Origin of the sequence: Larkinella humicola, from assembly GCF_008727875.1 — a bacterium.
GTDB lineage: Bacteria > Bacteroidota > Bacteroidia > Cytophagales > Spirosomataceae > Larkinella > Larkinella humicola.
Genome location: NZ_VTWS01000003.1, coordinates 681221 through 702837, shown reverse-complemented (window position 1 = coordinate 702837; position 21617 = coordinate 681221). Strand labels below are relative to the sequence as shown.

At 52.1% G+C, this 21617-nt stretch carries 15 protein-coding genes; 8 read left to right on the top strand and 7 right to left on the bottom strand.

Features of this window, described 5'->3' with window-relative positions:
* Positions 1-118: 118 nt before the first annotated feature.
* Positions 119-1918, bottom strand: coding sequence for an acyl-CoA dehydrogenase FadE (locus F0P93_RS15035; protein WP_150877228.1), 1800 nt, complete (start codon positions 1916-1918; stop codon positions 119-121).
* Between the two features lie 255 nt (positions 1919-2173).
* Here F0P93_RS15035 and F0P93_RS15030 point away from each other — a divergent pair, with 255 nt between their 5' ends.
* Positions 2174-4252: a LysM peptidoglycan-binding domain-containing protein gene (locus F0P93_RS15030; RefSeq protein WP_150877226.1), complete on the top strand. Its 2079-nt coding sequence runs from the start codon at positions 2174-2176 to the stop codon at positions 4250-4252.
* Between the two features lie 118 nt (positions 4253-4370).
* On the opposite strand, the gene F0P93_RS15025 is transcribed toward F0P93_RS15030, so the two are convergent.
* From F0P93_RS15025 to F0P93_RS15005, 5 genes are all read right to left on the bottom strand, one after another.
* Positions 4371-5546 carry an acetyl-CoA C-acyltransferase gene (locus F0P93_RS15025; RefSeq protein ID WP_150877224.1) on the bottom strand — a complete coding sequence of 392 codons (1176 nt, stop codon included), beginning with the start codon at positions 5544-5546 and terminating at the stop codon, positions 4371-4373.
* Between the two features lie 51 nt (positions 5547-5597).
* Positions 5598-5969, bottom strand: coding sequence for a four helix bundle protein (locus tag F0P93_RS15020; protein ID WP_150877222.1), 372 nt, complete (start codon positions 5967-5969; stop codon positions 5598-5600).
* Between the two features lie 65 nt (positions 5970-6034).
* A complete protein-coding gene (locus F0P93_RS15015) occupies positions 6035-8488 on the bottom strand; it encodes a 3-hydroxyacyl-CoA dehydrogenase/enoyl-CoA hydratase family protein (RefSeq protein ID WP_150877221.1) in 2454 nt (817 codons plus the stop codon).
* A gap of 116 nt (positions 8489-8604) precedes the next feature.
* Positions 8605-9075, bottom strand: coding sequence for a MarR family winged helix-turn-helix transcriptional regulator (locus tag F0P93_RS15010; RefSeq protein WP_150877219.1), 471 nt, complete (start codon positions 9073-9075; stop codon positions 8605-8607).
* A gap of 134 nt (positions 9076-9209) precedes the next feature.
* Positions 9210-10247, bottom strand: a complete 1038-nt coding sequence (locus F0P93_RS15005) for a beta propeller repeat protein (RefSeq protein ID WP_150877217.1) — start codon at positions 10245-10247, stop codon at positions 9210-9212.
* 175 nt (positions 10248-10422) lie between these two features.
* Between F0P93_RS15005 and F0P93_RS15000 the strand changes: the two genes are divergently transcribed.
* Complete coding sequence (locus tag F0P93_RS15000) at positions 10423-11091, top strand: hypothetical protein (RefSeq protein WP_150877215.1); 669 nt, start codon at positions 10423-10425, stop codon at positions 11089-11091.
* 298 nt (positions 11092-11389) lie between these two features.
* Complete coding sequence (locus F0P93_RS14995) at positions 11390-12769, top strand: S41 family peptidase (RefSeq protein WP_225309493.1); 1380 nt, start codon at positions 11390-11392, stop codon at positions 12767-12769.
* 127 nt (positions 12770-12896) lie between these two features.
* Here the strand turns inward: F0P93_RS14995 and F0P93_RS14990 are convergent, their stop codons facing one another.
* Positions 12897-13286 carry a gamma-glutamylcyclotransferase family protein gene (locus F0P93_RS14990; RefSeq protein ID WP_191908823.1) on the bottom strand — a complete coding sequence of 130 codons (390 nt, stop codon included), beginning with the start codon at positions 13284-13286 and terminating at the stop codon, positions 12897-12899.
* An 88-nt stretch (positions 13287-13374) separates the two neighbouring features.
* On the opposite strand from F0P93_RS14990, the gene F0P93_RS14985 reads away from it, so the two are divergent.
* The 5 genes from F0P93_RS14985 (at position 13375) to F0P93_RS14965 (ending at position 21610) form a co-directional block, all read left to right on the top strand.
* Positions 13375-14844 carry a TonB-dependent receptor gene (locus F0P93_RS14985; RefSeq protein ID WP_150877209.1) on the top strand — a complete coding sequence of 490 codons (1470 nt, stop codon included), beginning with the start codon at positions 13375-13377 and terminating at the stop codon, positions 14842-14844.
* A gap of 227 nt (positions 14845-15071) precedes the next feature.
* Positions 15072-16706 carry a sodium/sugar symporter gene (locus tag F0P93_RS14980; RefSeq protein ID WP_150877207.1) on the top strand — a complete coding sequence of 545 codons (1635 nt, stop codon included), beginning with the start codon at positions 15072-15074 and terminating at the stop codon, positions 16704-16706.
* A 192-nt stretch (positions 16707-16898) separates the two neighbouring features.
* A complete protein-coding gene (locus F0P93_RS14975; protein WP_150877205.1) occupies positions 16899-17543 on the top strand; it encodes a hypothetical protein in 645 nt (214 codons plus the stop codon).
* Between the two features lie 112 nt (positions 17544-17655).
* Positions 17656-18648, top strand: a complete 993-nt coding sequence (locus F0P93_RS14970) for an aspartate-semialdehyde dehydrogenase (RefSeq protein WP_150877203.1) — start codon at positions 17656-17658, stop codon at positions 18646-18648.
* 241 nt (positions 18649-18889) lie between these two features.
* Entirely contained in the window at positions 18890-21610 is a 2721-nt protein-coding gene (locus tag F0P93_RS14965; RefSeq protein ID WP_150877201.1) for a TonB-dependent receptor, read from the top strand.
* Positions 21611-21617: the final 7 nt, after the last annotated feature.

The window sequence follows — 21617 nt, the reverse complement described above, 5'->3', positions numbered from 1 at the left end:
AGGTAACAAACAATAAAGCCGACCGCGAACCCGCAGTCGGCTTATACAGTTTTGGTTTTTAGTTGTGAAGTTAATCGGTCGGTCTGGCGGTTTACGTAAACCGGTAGACCTGAGTTTCTTAGAAAATATATTTATTCTCCGCAATCATCGCATCGGCAATGCGACGGCGGGTGTCTTTCAGGTTCAGCGGTTCAATTTTGGTAAAGCGTTTCAGGCCCATCAGCATCACGCGGAGTTCGTCGCCCTCGGCAAACGACGAGATGGCGGCCCGACCGGCGTTGTTGATTTTCTCGACGGCTTCGTGCAAGTAGACCAGTGCAAGGTCTTTCTGCAACGCGACCGAGGATTCGCCCTTGAGGCCCGTCAGCTTTTCAACCCGCAGCAAAACCGACTCGGCCACGTACAGTTCAATGACCATATCGGCGAGATTCATCAGGATTTCCTGCTCATCCGACAGTTTCATCATCAGTTTCTGAACAGCCGCCCCGGCCACCATCAGGATGGCTTTTTTCAGGTTCCGCAGCACTTTTTTCTCGGCGGCAAACAGCACGTCTTCTTCGTCGGCACTGAAATCCGGGATCGACATGATTTCTTTGGAAACCGCCATCGCCGGACCCATCAGATCGAGTTCGCCTTTCATGGTTCGCTTCAGAATCATGTCGACGGTCAGCATCCGGTTGATTTCGTTCGTACCTTCAAAAATCCGGTTGATGCGGGCGTCGCGGTAAGCACGGTCCATCGGCGCGTCGGCCGAATACCCCATGCCTCCATAGACCTGAACGCCTTCATCGACCACGTAATCCAGTGCTTCGGAACCGTGAACTTTCATCATGGCACATTCGATGGCGAACTGCTCCAGGGCTTTCAGTTTGGCTTCAGAGTCACCCAGGCCGTTGGCTTTCAAGTTTTCGATCAGGTCGTCGATGTTCTGTCCGGCGCGGTAACAGGCGGTTTCACAGGCATATACTTTCACCGCCATTTCGGCCAGCTTGTGCTTGATTGCGCCAAAGCTCGAAATCAGCGTGTTGAACTGCTTGCGTTCGTTGGCATACCGAATGGCGTTATTGATCACTTCTTTTGAACCTCCGACTGCGGCCACGCCCAGTTTAATCCGGCCAATGTTGAGAATATTGACGGCAATTTTGAAACCGTTGCCCCGCGTCGACAGCAGATTTTCGACCGGTACCTTGCAATCATTAAAGAAAATCTGGCGGGTGTCGGAGCCTTTGATCCCCATTTTGTGCTCCGGTTCGTTCATCGTAATGCCACCAAAATCCTTTTCGATGATGAAGGCACTCAGGTTCTTGTCCTCATCAATTTTGGCAAAAACAATGAACAGATCGGCAAAGCCGCCGTTCGTGATCCACATTTTCTGACCGTCGATGATGTAGTGCTTACCATCTTCGGTCAATTTAGCTTTCGTTTTGCCGGAGTTGGCGTCCGAACCCGAATCTGGCTCAGTCAGGCAGTAGGCAGCTTTCCATTCGCCGGTTGCCAGTTTGGGCAGGTATTTCGATTTCTGGTCGTCGTTGCCATAATACACAATCGGCAGGGTTCCGATACCGGTGTGGGCCGACAGCGCCACGGAGAACGAATGCCCGGCACCGGTTACTTCCGTTACCAGCATCGACGTGTTGAAATTCATGCCAAAACCGCCGTATTCTTCCGGAACCGACGTACCGAGCAGACCCAGTTCACCGGCTTTGTCCATCAATGAAGCAATCAGGTCCGGCGATTTGGCCTGGTCGATTTCGTCCAGACGAGTCCAGATTTCGCGCTCCAGAAACTCGCGGCAAGTCGCGGCAATCATTTGTTGCTCTTCCGAAAATTCCTCCGGAATGAACACCTGCGAAGCATCGGTTTCCTTGATCAGAAACTCTCCGCCTTTCAGCGATGCTTTATGGTCTGTTGCAATCATGATGTGTAGGTCGAATAGGGGTTTACAGGTTGGTATGCAGGCATACTGTTCCCATGCAAAAGTAAAAAAAGTAGAAATAGTATGCAAGCATACGGGTTTAATTTGACGACGGTTTTTGCCGGTAGTAGTCCTTCGGTTTGTTAATGGAATGGATCACTTGGTAGCTATAGAGTATAAAATTAATGCCATTTTGCTTGTACATGTATGATTTAACTGTATATTTCGTCTATTATTGGGTACGACTATTGCGTAGGTATGATCCAGGAAAATACATTCAGACCAGCGGTATTCCGGCGCGGCCTGAATCCGTCGTTCATCAGGCGACTGTTTGGATTGAGTTTAGGTCTTCTGCTTCAGGGTGGAGCCGTTCATGCTCAGGGTGTTCCCCGGATTGATAACCGACTGGAATTTGCCGGGGTAACGATTCTGTTGACCCCGGCCACGCAGCATTCCGTTCAACAGGAAGCAGAATTATTGTATGTCAATCGGGCATTGGTGACGGCCCGATTGGAACGAATGAATGCCTACTTTCCGATTATCCGGCCTCTTCTGGCTCAACATTCCCTATCCGACGATTTTTTATTTCTGGCCCTTCATCATTCGGTATCGGCTTCTGATGAAGCATCCTCCGGTTTTTGGGCTTTGGATAAGACGACCCTGCACGATCTGCGAACTGATGTTTTTGTGGATGAACGGCGGCATCCCGTCCGATCGACGCGGGCCGTTTTGACCCGGTTAAAACAACTGTATAACCGAAAGCCGAACTGGGTGTCGGTCATCCACCGGTACGATCAACTGTTGCGCGGAGACTCGACCCAGCTTTTGGCCCAAGACCCCGTAGATGGGAAAACTTACGCCCTCAATGATCCGCAGGATGTGTTTCTGATCCGGTTGCTGGCGTCTAAAATGGTTCTGGAGCGCGCCTTGTCGGTTTATCATCCGCAAAAACAAACGGTTTTGTTTCCGTATGAAGAGACCCGGGGGAAAAGCCTTTCGCAAATTGCGGAAACGTGTCGGGTTAGTGAAGCCCTGGTCAGTCCATACAACACGTGGCTAAAAGCCTCCCGCATACCGGACAATGAGGATTATACAGTTTATGTCCCGACAACGCCGGAACAGTATGCCGGGTTGAAGCAGCAAACCGGTTTGTCAGGCGACACGCAGGCCGCTCTTCAGGATGCCGGTTTCCCGGTTTTGCAAAAAAGTACGGCGGAACCCGGTAAACGGGGTGGGACATTCTACCAGATCAACGGAAAAAAAGGGATTCAGGCGCAGTTATTCGACAACCGGATTACGCTGGCTTATGAGGGCAAAATAAAGGTGGAAAAGTTTCAGCGGTATAACGACCTGCGGAGCGACCGCCCGATTGTGGCCGGCGAAATTTATTACCTGCGGAAAAAAAAGAAACGGGCCAACGTGCCGTTTCACATTGTCAGACGCGGGCAGTCGCTGTGGGCCATTGCCCAGCAATACGGGATTAAACTTCACAAACTGATTGCGTACAATGGGGTCAATCCCGAGCAGCAACCCGCGGTGAACCGGATTTTATGGTTGCAGAAAAAGCGCCCCTCCAACCTGCCGGTGGAATATTACCGGACACCCGCCGAACCGCCTTTGACACCTAAAACCGAACCCGTCCTGGCCGTTACCAAACCGGACTCCGCCGATCAGAAACCCGTCGTTTTGAAACCGGAGCCGACTGAGCAGCCCGAGCGGCTGGCGGTTGCCGAAAAGCCCCTGACCACCGTTCCGAGCCGAAGCACCCTGTCGACGCTGGACAGTATGATTGCGGCATTGAACGAACCGGAAGCCCCGCAGTTCCGTTCGAGTGCCGCCAAAACCATTCAGCCCGTTCGCGTAACAGAGAAAGCGGTTCCGGTGAAGGAAGCCGAAGAAGAGCCGGAAGAGGTGAGTGGTCCGCTGATTATGCACGTGGCGGAAAAAAGTGATACCTATGCAACGGTAGCCCGGAAATACAACGTGACGGTTTCCCAATTGTATCTCTGGAATAATTTGTCGGCCCAAAAACCGCTCCGGCCCGGTCAGGCATTGTTGATCGATCAATCGAAGTCGCCCACGAAAACCGGTTTAGTTCCGCTGGCCGCGAAACCCACCAAACCCGCAATGGCCCGTCCGCCCGTGGCAAAACCGGCAGCACCGGCCATAGTACCAACCCTTTCAACGGATGAACTCATTCATGTGGTGAAACCCGGCGAAAATATGTACCGGATTGGGTTGCGCTACAACGTAAAACCGGAGCAGGTTCGCCAATGGAATCATTTGCCGGATTTGACGGCGGTTGTGGGGGCACGGTTGGTGATCCGGAAAAAATAAAAGGGGCCGAAGCCCCTGTATTTGATGATGTCCCTAAATCCCCTAAAGGGGACTTTCTGCATTTGGAGTAAGCTGTGTCCAAGTCCCCTTTAGGGGATTTAGGGGTATCGGGCGGTTGTCAAAGCCGCTCAAAAATCCCGGCGACGCCCTGCCCGCCACCGACACAGGCCGAAACCATGCCGTACTTCTGGTTCTGCCGTTCCATTTCATTCAGGAGTTGCACCGACAAGCGCGCGCCGGTCGAACCAAGCGCGTGACCGAGGGCAATGGCCCCGCCGTTCGGATTGATCTTGCTGCGATCCAGCCCAAGTTCCTGAATAACCGCCAGCGATTGGGCCGCAAAGGCTTCGTTCAGTTCAATTTGATCGATATCATCCTGTTTTAACCCGGCTTTTTTCAGGGCTAACGGAATGGCGTTCACCGGCCCGATGCCCATAATGCGCGGTTCTACGCCAGCGGCTGCATAAGACACCATCCGGGCTTTGGGTTTCAACCCCAGTTCGTTGACCAGCTTTTCGGACATCACGATGACAAACGCGGCACCGTCGGATGTTTGCGATGAATTTCCTGCCGTGACCGAGCCGCCAGCCGCAAAAACCGGTTTCAGCTTGTTCAGGGCTTCAAAACTGGTGTCGGCGCGGGGTCCTTCGTCTTTGCCAACGGTCCACTCGCGGGTTTTCTTTTTGCCCGAATCGGCATCGAAATACGTCTCTTTCACCGCAATTGGCACAATTTCACCGTCGAATTTTCCGGCTGCCTGGGCCGCCAGGGCTTTCTGGTGTGATTCGTAGGCAAACTGATCCTGTTCTTCGCGGCCAATTTTAAACTGCTCGGCCACCTGCTCGGCGGTTAGTCCCATGCCAATGTAATAATCCGGGTGTTTCTGCGCGATTTCGAAGTTCAGGGCGGTTTTCCAGCCCATCACCGGCACCAGCGACATTGACTCGGTACCACCCGCAATGATGCAGTCGGCCAGTCCGGCGTGGATTTTGGCGGATGCGATGGCGATGGCTTCGAGTCCTGATCCACAATACCGGTTGATGGTCATGCCCGGCACGCTGTTGGGCAGCGACAGCAGGGCAATATACCGGGCAATCTGCATGCCCTGCTCGGCTTCCGGCACGGCATTGCCGACGATGAGGTCTTCGACGCGCGCGGGGTCAAAATTCGGAACCTGCGCCAGCAGGTGTTTGATGACTTCAGCCGCCAGGTCGTCGGGGCGGGTGAGCCGCAATCCGCCCCGGGGAGCTTTCCCGACGGCGGTTCTATAGCCAGCTACGATGTATGCGTCCATTTTTTATTGAGATTAAAGAGGTTAGACATGAGACAAGAGAAACTCTTAAGTTTAGGAAGAAATTTGACTTTCAAACTTTTTGTGGAGTGAGAATATCATTTTCTGTATCTCATGTAGTTTCCGGATTATTTCTTGAACAATAGTTTCTGCCAGGAAATTTAGACGATCTGCAACGATTAGTTGTGTTTCTAATTCGTAGGATGAAGCCAGCGATATAGATAAGAAACGGGCGAATTCCTTATTACTACCCCGTCCAGATCCTTCCGCGATATTGGAAGGAATGGAAACTACCGAGCGTTTAATTTGTGAAGACAAACCGAATTTCTCGTCATTTGGAAACAGGGTAGTCAATTGGTAAATAGCTGTCACAAAATCTACCGATAACTGCCATACTTTTAAATTTCTGAAATTGTGTGTTTCCATCTTCTAAATGTGAGATTATAATGAAAGGTCTTTATTCTCTTGTCTCACATCTCGCATCTAAAAAATCAATTCCTAGGCGGTTTCCCCCCATTCAATAACCCCTGAATCCGTTCCAGCGTCTTTTTCTCGCCGGTTAACGAAAGAAAAGCTTCCCTTTCCAGATCGATCAAATACTGCTCACTAACGTTTTGCGGAGAACTCAAATCTCCACCGCAAATAACATACGCCAGCTTTTCGGCAATTTTCTGGTCGTGGTCGGAAATGAAGCGGCCCATGCGCATGGCGGTAATCCCGGCTTTGAAGAGCGCAATCCCGGTTTTTCCCTGCACCTTGATGTCTTTGCGCGGTTTGGGTTGCGTGTAGCCGTTTTCAGCCAGTTCGATGGCGACCTGCTTGGCTTCGGCAATCAGGCGGCTGCGGTTCAGCACGATTTGCGCTGAGGGCAACAGGTAATTCATTTCGCGGGCTTCCTGCGCCGAAGTCGAGACTTTGGCAGTGGCAATGTTCATGAACATACTTTGCAGAATGTTCAGTTCGGGGTCGCCGGTTTGGTAGAGATCGCTGGCGCGGGCGGCCATTTCTTTTGTGCCACCCCCCGCCGGAATCAGGCCGACGCCCACTTCCACCAGACCCATGTACAGTTCGGAATGGGCCACCACGCGGTCAACGTGCAGGTTCAGTTCGCAGCCCCCGCCGAGGGCTAGGGAATGCGGAGCGCCCACGACCGGAATGGACGAATACCGCGCCCGCATCATCGTCTGCTGGAACTGCGCAATCATCAGATTGATCTCGTCAAATTCCTGCTCGATGGCAAACATGAACAGCGTCGCCAGATTGGCTCCCGCCGAATAGGCTTCCGACGAGTCATTGCCGATCACCAGGCCGCGAAAATCCTTTTCCGCCAGGCTGATGGCTTTGTGGATGCCTTCGATTACCTCGGCACCCATCGTGTTCATTTTGCTGCGGAATTCCAGGTTCAGAATCCCGTCGCCCAGGTCGTAGATGACCGAACCGGCATTTTTCCAAACCACATTGTTCGACAAACTTTCCAGCAAAATAAACTGCTCGGTTCCCGGAATGGCCTTGTAACTTTTCGTCGGAATGTCGTAGTATTTACGAATACCGGCTTCCACTTTGTAGAAACTGTCAAAACCGGCATCGAGCAGATCGTAGACCCACTGCGCCGGTTTTGACCCCTGCGACTCGATCAGTTCGATTCCCTTGCGAATGCCGATGGCATCCCAGGTTTCGAACAGACCCAGTTGCCAGCCAAAACCGGCGGTAATGGCGGCATCGATGCGGTAGAGTTCGTCGGCGATTTCAGGAATGCGGAGACTGGCATACCGGAACTGGTCGGCGAAGGTTTTGCGGTAAAATTCCCCGGCTTTGTCCTGACCAGCCAGCAGAACCGAAAACCGCTTTTTGAGGTTGTCGATGCTTTTGGTGCCTTCCAGCGTCGCGAATTTGACCTTCTGCGACGGTTTGTACTCGAACGTTTTCGGGTCGAGCGCCAGAATAACAGACTGTCCTTTTTCGTCCTTGATTTTCTTGTAAAAGCCCTGCCCGGTTTTATCGCCCAGCCACTTGTTTTCCATCAGTTTCTGCATGACGGGCGGCAACTGGAAGGTGTCTTTCGACTCGTCGTTGGTCAGCACGTTCAGCAGGTTGTTGGCCACATTCGCCGTCGTGTCCAAACCGACGACATCCGAGAGCCGGAATGTTCCCGATTTCGGGCGACCCACCACCGGGCCGGTCAGTTTATCGACTTCCTCCACGGTCAGCCCCATTTCTTCAGCCACGCGAATGGTCTGGATCATGGCGTAGATGCCCAAACGGTTGGCAATGAACGCGGGCGTGTCTTTGCACAAAACCGTGGTTTTTCCCAGATACAAATCGCCGTATTTCATCAGAAAATCGATGATCGCCGGGTCAGTTTCGGGGCCGGGAATGATTTCGAGCAGGCGCAGATACCGGGGCGGATTGAAGAAGTGGGTTCCACAGAAATGCCGCCGAAAATCCTCACTCCGGCCTTCGGTCAGCAGGTGCATCGGAATCCCGGAGGTATTCGACGTGATCAGCGTGCCCGGTTTACGGTATTGCTCGACGCGCTCGTACAACGATTTTTTAATGTCCAGCCGTTCGACCACCACCTCGATAATCCAGTCGTATTTGCCGATTTCGGGCAGATTATCGTCAAAATTCCCCAGCGTAATCCGTTGAGCAAATTTCGAACTGTAGAGCGCAGCCGGGCTGGCTTTCAGCAGATTCTGAAACGCGTCGTTCACAATCCGGTTGCGGACGGCGGGTTTTTCAAGCGTCAGTCCTTTGGCTTCCTCGGCGGGTGTGAGGGTGTTGGGGGCTATGTCGAGCAGCAGCACATCGACGCCGATGTTGGCAAAATGAGCGGCAATGCGCGAGCCCATAATGCCGGAGCCCAGGACGGCTACCCGGCGGATGCTGCGGTTTTTGGCCGTTGGAGTTCGACCTTCTGATTGTGGTTTTGCAAGGGTTGCTTCCATGGTATTGAAATAGGGTCTGGATCTTTATGGAAGAGTAGAGCGATGAGACCAGAGAAGAAAGACTGGGTCGTCCGACGAATTGTCTTACCTCTCTGGTCTCATTTCTTTACTCTCCTTCACTTCATTACGAATTCGGTAATTCCGCTCGCTTTCATTTTGGCATTTTCATCCTCCACCAACCGGTTGATGTCCTTCATCACGTCGAAGAAAACCACCAGTTTTTCCAGCGGAATATTGTCCCGGATCAGGTTATTGAACTGGATAACGCCTTCACGGGCTACTTCGCGTTTCTCTTTCCCGGCATCCGTCAGCAGGATACGGACAAACCGTTTATCGTTTTCGTCGATGACGCGCCGAATCCAGCCGCGTTCTTCCAGGCTTTTCAGCATCCGGACGAGACTGCGGGGCTCCATGCCCAGCAACGGCCCGATTTTGGTAGCGGGTGTGCCTTGTTCGGTGTCGATATTTAGCAACACATAGCCGATTGCCATCGTCATATCGTAGCGGATTGCGTAGGCATTGTACATGCGCGAAATGGCGTGCCAACCCGTTTTAATGTGATAATCGACGGTTTTCTCTTTCTTCATCTTCAGTTCTCGTTGCTCGTTAGGGGCCATCAACTGTAAAGCTACAATATAGACGAGGTATTATGCAAGCATACTATTGAAGAAATGAAGATAAAATTGGGATAAAACCGGACGACAAAGAGCGCACAAAACCGCTACTTCACCTCCCTGATCACCGCAATCGCTCCTTTGGCACCCACCGCCCAGCATTGACCGCCCGAACAGTCGATGGAATGAAAAGCCGAATCGTCAATTTTGGTCCAGGTTTTGCCGAAATCGTCGGTGTAACCCGTTCCCGACGGCCCCACTGCAATGAGCCGCTTGCCCGACAATCGCCCGACGGCTTCTTTCAACCCCGGTGGGTCGGTGGGGGTGCCGGCTTGCCAGGTTTTACTGCCATCGGTGGTTACGGCCACATTCTGCCAGACGCCTTTTTCATTTTTATAATCGCCCCCAACGGCCATGCCATTCTGGCCCTGCGCATCGAACCAAAGCCCAAAGATGCCGGCCGTTGGACCCGCCGGAATGGGCGTTTCGATCATTTGCCAGGTCGATTCGGGCGTTGCCGCCGTATACAATCGCCCGTTGCCGACGCCCCCTGATGCAATCCAGGCCCGCTGGTAACTATTCATGCGCCATTTATACCCCCGCGTGATCAGGCTGGTTCCGCTGGCGGCAAAGGCGGCTTCACCTGTGGGAAGGAGGGGCAAATTGTCCGCCGGAACCCGTTTCCAGTTTTTTCCGCCGTTCGTCGTTGTCATCACATACCAGGTTCCATTAACCGGATCGCTGAAAACCATGCCTTCCCAGCGGTTCCAGAAGTCCATCGAGTCGAAAAAAACGCCGGGCTGTTTGGTCTGGTAAATGAGCTGCCATTTTTTGCCGCCGTCGTTGGTGCGATACAATCGCGCCTGGCCTTTTTCGGCGGGGCCGGCAGCCATTAGAATGGCTTCTTTGGCACTGAAAGCCTGGACATCGCGAAAGTCGCAGCTTTCGGCCCCCGGCACGGTTCCGGTTTTCCAGGTTTTTCCGCCGTCGGCCGTGCGGACGAAGGTGCCTTTGCTGCCGCCCACCCAAACCACCTTCCGGCTCACCGCGCTGACGGCCCGGAAGTTGGCGTCGGTGCCACTGGTTTGGGGTTGCCATTGCGCAAAAACAAGGGAGGGGAGCAGTAAGAACAAAAGCAGTTTCATACGGGAAAAGAGCGGTTTTAACAGGATTAAATAGCAATACAGACCGGTTTTGAAAACCAGAACCGGCAAGGTAGTTTATTTTTGTAAACGGCTTTTCGTGAATGGTAACCGGATTGGTGCCGATTCACGTATGTTTGTTCCGAAATACTGCTAACAACAACGAACAGAATACCTTATGAAAAAGATTTTCGCCCTTATCGTAGCCTTCGGCTGGAGCGTACTGACGTATGCACAAGCGCCGGAGAATGTGGTTTCTGCCAAAATTAACGGGAAAGAGTGGCAAGCCAAAGCCCAGCGGCTCAATCTGCCCTTTACCGGTGTCAAATACCTCGCCATTGCCGGGATGAATGTGAGCCCGGATGTGCAGACCTGGATTCGTTTTGTGTATGTCGACCAACTGAAACCGGGCACCTATCCGGTTATTGCGGAAAATGACCGGGAGATGGAAAAGAAATACAAGGAATCGAACGGCAACGTGATTTGGGCGCTGGTCGATTACACGGAGGAATCGAAAGGACTGGGCCACGCGTTCCGTGATGGGGAGTCGTGGAAAGGGACGGTGACGATTACCAGTGTGACAGATAACAGCATTGAAGGGACGTTTGAAGCCACGTTAAAAGAAGTAACGTATAAAAAACGCGCCCTGGCTACCATTTCTGGTTTTGGAATCCGGCAGAATCTGGAAGACAAAGCCATCACGGCAGCCGGTGGCGGGATGCTGACGAAATCGGGGCCGCACGACCACGACAACACCAAACGCACTGAAGGCAGCGGTGAAATCTCAATCACCGAAGGCAAATTTAAGGTGAGCTGGGGCAAAGATTCGGCTAAAAAAGACAAATAATACCCACCAAACTGATTCCGCCCACCGGGGATTCGTCAGCGCGAATCCCCGGTGGGCGTTTTTATGGGCTGTAAGCGTTACAAGGAAAACCGCAAACGGCTGTAAATTCTGATTAAAATACAATTAACCACGAGGTTTAGTAGAACAAATGGATGGTCGGAGCGTTAAAATATAGTAACGAATCACGCGTTAGATTTACACACTTCTTTCAATTCGCATCAACAAAACGCACCTAATGAAAATTTCTGTGAACGTACGGCAGTCTGTTTGGATGGTAGTGGGAGGGCTTGGTTTTTGGATGACTGCTTGTACGAAAGACCCGTCCGTTACCCCGCAGTCGCCGGTGAGTGGCACACCTGCAAAGGCCGACCAATCGGTGAACAACTGGATTCTGGAAAATATGCGGACGGTGTATTACTGGAATGACAAAATTCCGGCTAGTCCGGATACGACGCTGGCACCCAGCCCGTTTTTTTACTCGCTGCTTTACGATTACAACAACAAAGCCAACCCGGAGCGCGACCGGTTTTCGTGGATTCAGGAAAGCGCCGATGAACTGAAGTCGTCGTTGAGCGGAGAAGAAAAAACAACCGGTCTGGAGGTCAAGTATTTTCTGCGGACGACGGGTTCGACGGATGTGATCATCAAGGTTCTGTACGTTTTGCCCGGTTCCCCCGCCTATAAGGCCGGTCTGAAACGGGGCGATATTATTACCACCATCAACGGGCAGAAGCTGACCACCAGCAATTATGCTTCTCTGGCCAATGACCCCACGACTTTCAACTACGGTTTGGCCAAACTGGAAAGTGGCAAAATCGTGGATACCGAAGTCGTGAAAACGGTTACGGCGGAAGTCTTTCAGCAAAACCCGGTTTTTCTGGATTCGATTTATGCAATTGGTGGAAAAACGATTGGCTACCTCGTCTATAATCAGTTTATCCCCGGCCCGAATGGCAGCACAACGCCCACCTACGATCAGAAACTGGAGCAGATTTTTAGCAAATTCAAGGCGCGGGGTGTCAATGAATTAGTGCTCGATTTGCGCTACAATCCGGGCGGTTACGTGTCGTCGTCGGTCAAACTGGCGAGTATGATAGCCAAGGGAGTCGATAACACGAAGACGTTTTACCGCACGGAATACAACAAGGACGTGATGGCGGAACTCCAGAGCCAAAATCAAACCGCTCAGTTAACGACCCGCTTTCAGACCAAAGCCCAAAACATTGGCGGCAATCTGTCGCGGGTGTTCGTCCTGACCACGGGCGGAACCGCTTCGGCCAGTGAATTGATTATCAATGGTTTGAAGCCTTTTATGCCGGTCATCACCATCGGTGAAACCACCTACGGCAAAAACGTTGGCTCCATCACGATTTCGGATGAAACCGGCAAAATCAAGTGGGGTATGCAACCCATTGTTTTCAAGTCGTTTAACGCCCAGAACCAGTCTGATTATTCGACCGGTTTTACACCCACAATTGCCAAAAGCGAACCGCTCGGGGTGAAGCAACTGGGCGATATCGAAGAGATTTATCTCAGTACGGCTCTGTCGCAGATTACCGGCAGTGGTGCCCGCATCTCCGCCGATCAGGGTCCGCAATTACCCGCCATCGGTTCCTCGGTTGAACGCCGGGCAGGCGGCAGCAATATGTTCGACGACCGGAGTCCGTTGACTTTGTGATGGGTCTGGACGTCAAATACAGTGAATCATAAATGTAAAATGATGAATTTTAAATGTAAAAGTAAAGACGCGCTCTTCGCACACTTTTACATTTAAAATTCATCATTTATTATTTTTGATTTCCTTTTTACCCAAAATACCGCCCCGACTCAATACGCGGTAACGAATCTGTTGGCGGTTTGAAAAGATACGTCCAGCAATCGACCAAACCATCGGCGGTTTGGACCGGCACAACCGACCGGACATACTCATCTCCTTCGTAGTCATCGAGCGTTTTCCGCTCCCGTTTCCACCCTGATTCTGTGAACGAATAGACTTCCCCAAACACATTCGATTGAGCAACCGGGTCATAAACCGCTCCGGGATACATGCCAAGATCGTATAACCGACCGGGGAAAAAACCCGGCCCGAGAAGCCGGGTTTTTTGACGTAAATTCTGCGCCATTGGGTGTTTTGACGCACTCAGCAGGGTTCCGTAAACAAAAAGACGGACAAAAGACGTTGTAGAAGTAGACATGCGATAGGCGGTATTCACCAGGATATTTGTAAATTTAAACCAAAAGTTAGCTTGCCCGTCGCAGGTGAACTCGTCTACTCGCCAACCTATGTACGATAAAACCATTGGAACCAAACAAAAAGGGCTGCGAATAAACCTCGACCGGCGGATTTACGGCTCTTTTGCCGAAATTGGAGCCGGGCAGGAAACCGCAGCCATGTTTTTTAAAGCCGGGGGCGCGTCGGGAACCATTGCCAAAACCATGTCGGCGTATGACATGACCTTCAGCGATGCGATTTATGGCCCGGAAGAAAGCGGGCGTTATGTGGTCGAATCGCGGCTGATCAAAATGCTCAGCAAGGAATACAGCCTGATGGAGAAGCGGCTGGCCGATCAACGTGGCGAAACCACCACGTTTTTTGCTTTTGCGAATACCGTCGTTGCGCTAAATTACCAGAAAACCAACGAATCACACGGCTGGATTGGCCTGCGGTTTCAGCTTGAACCCAAAGGGCCTTATAACGACGTGATCATCCACGTCCGGATGCTCGACAACGAAAACGTGTTGCAGCAGCAGGCGCTGGGTGTGATTGGCGTCAACCTGATCTACGGTTGTTATTATTACCATAAATCGCCGGAAACCTTGTTGTTGTCGCTCATGGACGATCTGTCGCCGGAGCGCATTGAAATTGACATGATCCGTTTCGACGGGCCGGATTTTCCCAACGTCGATAACCGGCTGATGAGCCTGTATCTGGTGCGGAACGGTTTTACCAATGCTGCTCTGTTTGGGCCGGACGGGCGGGTGCTGCAACCCTCGGAAGCACTCTATAAACGCCATATTGTGTTGTTGCGCGGGCGGTTGCGGCCCGTCACCAACGTTCATGTCGACATGCTCAGCAACGGCCTGAAGCAGTTTCTGGAAGAACCCGAAATTGACCCCAACCGGGTGGTGACTGTCGCGGAGTTAACGCTTCACAACCTGGCGGCCAACGTCGATCACGGGATCGACGAGAAAGATTTTCTCGATCGCGTCGATATTCTGTGCTCGCTTGGGCAAACGGTGATGATTTCGAGTTTTCTGGAATATTACCGGCTGGTTTCGTACCTCTCGCGGCTGACCCGCCTGAAAGTGGGCCTGATCCTGGGCATTCCCAACCTGGAATACATATTTGAAGAGCAGCATTACAAAAACCTGCCGGGGGGTATTCTGGAGTCATTTGCCACGCTGTTCAGCCGGAAAGTGAAACTTTTTGTCTATCCGACGCTGCTCTCCGACGGCGTGATTTACCGGTGTCAGGATTTTCAGTTGCCGCCCAACCTGCAACCGTTGTACCAATACCTCATTGCCAACGACAAAATCGAAGACATTACCGATTACAACGAAGAAAACCTGCACATTTCGACCGACCGCGTGCTGCAAATGGTCAAAGCCGGGGAAGATGGCTGGGAAGCGATGGTACCCGAGGGCGTTGCCAAGATCATCAAAGACAACTGCCTGTTTGGCTATCCGTGCGAAGTAGAATTCGTACCCACAATCCCGCAGATCCAGGAAGCCACGGAACCACGCCCCCAGTAAAAGAGCAATACACCCAACGCCACAACCCCAACGGGGTTGACTCTGGATAACCCCGGATAGAATCCGGGGCCTGGGGTGAGCGTGGGCCGACCTCCCGTACCCAACCCCAACGAGGTAGACTCTGGATAACTCCAAATGCAATCCGGGAGCAAGAAGATGGTGCTGTAGTTGAACGGGAATGGAAATAGTTCTATTTTGCCGTTCTTTAAGCCTAAAACTACCCTGGAATGAACCACCTTCAACCCGCCGATTACGCGGTGTTCCTGCTGTATTTTGTCATAGTATCCGGCTACGGTTATTGGATCTACCGCCGTCGAAAATCCGCTGAAACCAACACCAAAGACTTTTTTCTGGCCGAAGGATCGCTAACCTGGTGGGCCATCGGAGCTTCGCTGATTGCATCAAACATCTCCGCCGAACACTTCATCGGCATGGCCGGGTCGGGGTTTGCCATGGGCCTCGCTATTTCATCGTATGAGTGGTTTGCGGCTGCTGTATTAATCGTTGTGGCGGTTTATTTCATTCCGATTTACCTGAAAAACCGCATCTACACCATGCCGCAGTTTCTGGCGCAGCGGTATAACGACACGGTCAGTACGATTCTGGCTATTTTCTGGCTTGTCGTTTATGTACTCGTTAACCTGACGTCGATTCTGTACCTGGGCGCCATTGCCATCGAGTCGCTGGCCGGTATTTCGTTCACGACCTGCACCATCGGGCTGGCTCTTTTCGCCATTTTTATCACGTTGGGCGGTATGAAAGTCATCGGCTATACGGATGTCATCCAGGTGGTGGTGCTGATTACGGGCGGTTTGGTGGTGACGTATCTGGCCTTGCAACTGGTGTCCGACAAACTGGGTATTTCCGGCGTCTGGAATGGGTTGCTGTCGCTCCGCACCGAAGCCGATTCGCATTTTCACATGTATTTTCCGGAAGGTCATCCGCACTACAGCGTGTTGCCCGGCATGGCGCTGGTAACGGGCGGCATGTGGGTAAACAATCTGTCGTACTGGGGCTGTAATCAGTACATTGTGCAACGGGCGCTGGGAGCCGACCTGAAAACCGCTCGGAGCGGCATTCTCTTCGCGGCTTTTCTGAAACTGATGATTCCGCTCATTGTCGTGATTCCGGGCATCGCGGCTTATGTGCTGTTCAAAAATGGCACATTTCAGACCGAAATGACCAGCAACGGGGCGGTTCGGCCCGACAATGCCTACCCGGTTTTGATGAATCTGCTGCCAACGGGCATGAAAGGACTGGCGTTTGCCGCTTTGACGGCCGCCGTGGTGGCTTCGCTGGCGGGGAAATGCAACAGCATCTCGACAATTTTTACGCTCGATATTTACAAGAAATTCTTCGACAAAGACGCGTCGGAGCAGAAACTGGTGCGGGTGGGGCGGTATGCGGTGGTGGTGGCGTTCATCATCGCCATCATCATTGCGCCCATGCTGCGGTCGTTCGATCAGGTGTATCAGTATATTCAGGAATACACCAATTTCATTACGCCGGGCGTTTTCGCCATTTTCCTGCTGGGCTTTTTCTGGAAACGCGCCACCACGCGGGCGGCTTTGACGGTGGCCATCGTCACCATTCCGTTGTCGACGCTGCTCAAATTCTGGGCAGAAGTGATGGAGACGTTCGGAGTTCAGGCGGCTGACATTCCGTTTCTGCACCGGACGATGTGGGTTTTCTGCATCGACATCGCCATCATGTTCATCGTTTCGCTGACCGATCCGGCCAGTCACCACAACGAGAAAGGCCTGGAAATCGACCGGCAAATGTTCAAGGTAACGCCCTCGTTCATCGCCGGTTCGGCGCTGATTCTGGGGATTCTGGTGGTTTTGTATGCCAATTTCTGGTGATGATACGTTGTATCGGGTTCAATAATGGCCCATGATTTATTCATTACCGAGCCGTTGTTGCCTCATGAGGGGCTCCACAGCGCAGCGTCGGTAGTAGCTCTTGGTATAATCAAAACCATTCTACTAAAAATATAATCAAGCTTTAATCATGTATACAGCGTTTTTTCGTAGATTTCTTTAAAAATCTCGACGATGAAAACACTGTACCTTTTATTGCTGGCCTGGCCCGTGGGAGTGTGGGCGCAGTCTGAACCCTTGAAACCGATTGAAACGGTTACTTACTCAACATCGATTTATACCCAATACGGTTACCGAACCCAGCCTTCCTCGCAGTATCTGTACGACGGCATTGAAGTCCGCCGGGCGACGGATTTAGGCCAGTACATCCTGGCTTCCGGCGATCCGGATGCCATTCGTGAATACCGGCAGTTCAAAAGTGGGCGTGAATTGGGTACCAGCCTGATGCTCGTCGGCGGAGTTGCGTCGCTGGTAGGAATAATTGTTACTGCCAATCCCAAAGAGGTACAAAGTCAAAACGGGGTTCCCAAAGGGTTGACGTATTACAATGGTGCCTGGTACGGGAATGGGCTGGTCTACCTGGGTAATCCATACGCGAATACAGAAACGAAAAAAGAAGTCAGAAAAGGTGGACTCGTTACCATGACAACCGGCCTTAGTCTGTTTCTGGTGGGCTCGTTAATCCGCATTCCCGGTTTTCATTTCCGGCGTTCCATTCAGTATTATAATAAAGCATTGCGGACGAAAGACGTCTCTTTCCGGCTGGAACCGCACATTGACTACACCAATACCGGAATGGGTTTGGTCGCGCGGTTTTGACACTGAGCGATTTATCCGGATTTTTTTGAATCTTTCCCGGTTCTCTCAGCATTTCTCCGTATTTTTGCACCCAATTTTTAAGACTTGTTTCACTTAATTGATTGGTACGGAAATGAAAATTGCAGTAGTAGGTGCAACCGGCCTTGTCGGTGGCGAAATCCTGAAAGTGCTCGAAGAACGTAACTTCCCGGTAACGGAACTGATTCCTGTCGCGTCAGAACGCTCGGTGGGTAAACAGATTACGTTCAAGGGTAAACAGGTTACGATCGTGAGCTTTGAGGATGCCATCGCGGCAAAACCGGCTATTGCGATTTTTTCGGCCGGGGGCAGCACGTCGCTCAAACTGGCTCCGCTCTTCGCTGAAGCCGGGATTACGGTCGTCGATAACTCCTCGGCCTGGCGCATGGACCCGACCAAAAAACTGGTCGTTCCCGAAATCAACGCCCACACGCTGACGCTGGAAGACAAAATCATCGCCAACCCCAACTGCTCGACCATCCAGATGGTGGTGGTGCTGGACCCGCTGCATAAAAAATACGGGGTGAAACGCGTGGTGGTGTCAACTTATCAATCCGTAACCGGAACCGGGAAAGCCGCCGTCGATCAGTTGTTTTCCGAGCGTTCGGGCGATTATTCCAACCCGAAAGTCTACCCGCACCCCATCGACCTCAACGTGTTGCCGCACATTGACGTGTTTCTGGACAACGGCTACACGAAGGAAGAAATGAAGATGGTGAACGAAACCAAGAAAATCATGGGCGACGACACCATTCAGGTGACGGCTACGACCGTGCGTATTCCGACCATCGGCGGGCACTCCGAAGCCGTGAACATCGAGTTCGAAAATGACTACGAAGTGGGCGATGTCGTTAAAATTCTGGAAGAAGCGGAAGGTGTTATCGTTCAGGACGATCCGAAAAACTACCTGTACCCGATGCCGCTGACGGCACACGGAAAAGATGAGGTGTTTGTGGGCCGGATTCGTCGCGACGAAAGCCAGCCGAATACCCTCAATCTCTGGATTGTGGCCGACAACCTTCGGAAAGGCGCGGCTACCAACGCCGTTCAGATTGCGGAATATTTAGCGGAAAACAATTTGGTCTAACATCCCGTTATAGACATATAAGCCTGTCGGCCTTAGGCTGACAGGCTTTTTTCTTTATAGCCCCATCTACTCAAGCCTATACGTCTGATCCGGTTCATTTTGGATGAATTCCGGGTATAACGCCCTGGTTTACCTGCTAAAAACCGTTCAAGCCGACCCTGTTCGGTAAAAACGGTCGGCGTAGGAAATCCGGATGAACAGGCCTGCTTTCTTAAATAGATACCATTTATTTCAACGTTTTATGAAGACCGATCCGGTTTCTTTTTTAGTGATTTGTGCCCTCTGGCTCGTGTTGGGAACCGCCCAGGCGCAGCAACCAGCACCGGTTTCCAATGCGATGGTGCAAGCCATTGGACTGGAAGCGGATACGACCCAGCCAGCCGCTCCGATTCGTCCGGACACGACGCAGTACAATTCGGCCGACCGCCCTGATACGGTTCGTTCCGCGTCGACGCAGCCGGTTTTGCAACCAGCCCTTCCAACCACGGATGGGCCAACGTCGGCAACCCAACCGGCTGGTACAGGAACAGCAGCGGGTCGTCGGGCCAATGCGGGGGCACCGGAATCCGTTGTCGGTTCCGGAAAAATCAGCGGAAAACTCCTCACTCCGCAAGCCGGAAAAAACCAACCCGTCGAATTTGCCAGCATCGGCCTGTTCCGCTCGCGGGATTCGAGTTCGGTGACGGGCGCATTGACGGACGAAAAAGGGTTTTTCCAGATGAACAATCTGGCGCCGGATGCCTATTACCTGCTCATTCAAAGCCTGGGTTTCGCGGCCAAACGGGTGCCGCGCATTGTGATCAGTATGGACAAACCGATCGTCGATCTGGGGAATATTCTGATGACCGAAACCGCCAAACAGCTTCAGGAAGTGGTGGTTCAGGGGCAGAAACAGGCGTATGAATACTCCCTCGACCGCAAAATTGTGAACGTCGATCAGTTGCCCATCGCGCAGGGCGGTTCGGCCATCGATATTTTGCAGAATGTACCTTCCGTAACGGTGGATGTCGATGGTACACTGAGTTTACGCGGCAGCAGCAACGTGATTGTGCTGGTCGATGGAAAACCGTCGGGTTTGACGGGGCTCGACCGCCAGGCGATTTTGGAACAGATTCCGGCCAGCAACATCGAACGAATCGAGATGATCACCAATCCGTCGTCACGATTCGATGCCGACGGAGCGGCCGGGATTATCAACATTATTCTCAAAAAAGAACGTGCTGCGGGTTTCAATGGCAATGTGCAACTGAACGTCGGTACGCGGGATAAATACAATGCGTCGATTAATCTGAACACACGGTTTAAGAAATTGAACCTATTCAGCAGTTATAATTTCCGGGCAAACCGGCGGTTTCAGTACCGGATTTCGGAACGGCAGAATATATTCGGAGACTCGATCAGTTATCTGGCGCAACGCAACGACGCCATCCGAAGGAGCGTGAACAACAACCTTCGCGTCGGTTTCGATTACACACTGTCGCCCCGCGACAACATTACCGCTTCGATTCTCTACCGGCCTGAATACAGCCGCGATTCGGAAGAGGAGAATTTCAATACATTGGATGCTAACCGGGTGTCGCTGGGACGAACCCTGCGGATTACCGAAGAAACCGAACCTGAAAGAGGACTGGATTACGTTTTCGGGTATCGCCGGACGTTCGACAAACAGGGGCGGGAACTCACCTTTGATGCCACTACATCGACTAACGAAAGCACGGAATACCAGAACTTCAGCAACACCACGACCTTGCCCGAAACGTTGTTGACGCCCAATTTCCTGATTGGCCAGCAGCGCGCCGACAATGGCCGGGAAAACCGGGTGGCGGTGTTGCAACTGGATTTTGTGGAACCGCTCAAAGACAAGAAGAAACTCGAAACCGGCTTGAAACACACCTACCGGCGGCTGGCTTCCGACTATACGTTTGAGAACCTGCTGGACGGCATCTGGACGATAAACCCCGCCATCAGCAATAATTTCATTTACGACGAACGAACCAGCGCGGCTTATGTCAATTTCGGCAACGAGATCAGAAAGTTTAGCTACCAGGTGGGGTTGCGTACCGAATATACCAACATCACAACGGATCAGCGGACCACCAACGTGAAAAGCCAGCGGGATTATATCTACCTGTTTCCCAGTGTTTTCCTGAACTACAACGCCAGCGAATCGCAGAAGATGCAGATCAACTACAGCCGCCGGATCAACCGGCCGTCGACCTGGTCGCTCAACCCCTTCATCGACTTGTCCGATCCGCTGAACATCCGCTACGGGAATCCGGACCTGAACCCGGAGTTGATCAATTCGTTTGAGATAAGCCATTTGCTGTATGGCAAAAGCACAACGCTGACATCGTCGCTGTTTTTCCGCCAGACAAACAACGAAATTACAAATTACCGGACGCTGCGACCCGACGGTATTACCGAGCAAACGTCGCTGAACCTGAACCGTTCGCAGAATTACGGGCTGGAAGTGGTCGTGACGCAGGATCTTACGCGCTGGTGGAAGGTGAATGGTAATTTCTCGTTTTTCCAGCGAAACATCCAGGCCAGTGCCGATGTTCCGGGCATTCTGACCCGCACGAACCGGAGTTGGACGGCCCGGGTCACCTCCAACATGAACCCGAAAAAAGGAACCGATATTCAGGTGGCGATGAATTACCGGTCGCCGTTTATCGTGGCACAGGGAACCATCAAAGGCTTCTTTAACGTCGATCTGGGGGTCAAACAAAATATTCTGAAAGGGCGCGGAACGGTGAGCCTGCGCGTCAGTGACATCTTCAATACGCTGCAGTTTCAGAACGAGAGTTTTGGCTCCAACTTTGTGTCGTCTACGCGCAGCAAACGCGAAAGCCGCATCGGTTTCATTGGCTTCAGCTACCGATTGAGTCGGCAGGTGGTTCGGGAAAAAGATCGCGATCAGGAACGTGATCGGGATGATACGCCGACGGAGAATGAGTTTTAGTTATCTT

Bases quoted from the DNA above. Each gene is read 5' to 3' on its own strand.
- F0P93_RS14980 (WP_150877207.1), top strand. From the start codon at position 15,072: ATGAACCACCTTCAACCCGCCGATTACGCGGTGTTCCTGCTGTATTTT.
- F0P93_RS15005 (WP_150877217.1), bottom strand. From the start codon at position 10,247: ATGAAACTGCTTTTGTTCTTACTGCTCCCCTCCCTTGTTTTTGCGCAA.
- F0P93_RS14985 (WP_150877209.1), top strand. From the start codon at position 13,375: ATGTACGATAAAACCATTGGAACCAAACAAAAAGGGCTGCGAATAAAC.
- F0P93_RS15030 (WP_150877226.1), top strand. From the start codon at position 2,174: ATGATCCAGGAAAATACATTCAGACCAGCGGTATTCCGGCGCGGCCTG.
- F0P93_RS15025 (WP_150877224.1), bottom strand. From the start codon at position 5,546: ATGGACGCATACATCGTAGCTGGCTATAGAACCGCCGTCGGGAAAGCT.
- F0P93_RS14990 (WP_191908823.1), bottom strand. From the start codon at position 13,286: ATGTCTACTTCTACAACGTCTTTTGTCCGTCTTTTTGTTTACGGAACC.
- F0P93_RS15020 (WP_150877222.1), bottom strand. From the start codon at position 5,969: ATGGAAACACACAATTTCAGAAATTTAAAAGTATGGCAGTTATCGGTA.
- F0P93_RS14970 (WP_150877203.1), top strand. From the start codon at position 17,656: ATGAAAATTGCAGTAGTAGGTGCAACCGGCCTTGTCGGTGGCGAAATC.
- F0P93_RS14965 (WP_150877201.1), top strand. From the start codon at position 18,890: ATGAAGACCGATCCGGTTTCTTTTTTAGTGATTTGTGCCCTCTGGCTC.
- F0P93_RS15010 (WP_150877219.1), bottom strand. From the start codon at position 9,075: ATGAAGAAAGAGAAAACCGTCGATTATCACATTAAAACGGGTTGGCAC.
- F0P93_RS14975 (WP_150877205.1), top strand. From the start codon at position 16,899: ATGAAAACACTGTACCTTTTATTGCTGGCCTGGCCCGTGGGAGTGTGG.
- F0P93_RS15000 (WP_150877215.1), top strand. From the start codon at position 10,423: ATGAAAAAGATTTTCGCCCTTATCGTAGCCTTCGGCTGGAGCGTACTG.
- F0P93_RS14995 (WP_225309493.1), top strand. From the start codon at position 11,390: ATGACTGCTTGTACGAAAGACCCGTCCGTTACCCCGCAGTCGCCGGTG.
- F0P93_RS15015 (WP_150877221.1), bottom strand. From the start codon at position 8,488: ATGGAAGCAACCCTTGCAAAACCACAATCAGAAGGTCGAACTCCAACG.
- F0P93_RS15035 (WP_150877228.1), bottom strand. From the start codon at position 1,918: ATGATTGCAACAGACCATAAAGCATCGCTGAAAGGCGGAGAGTTTCTG.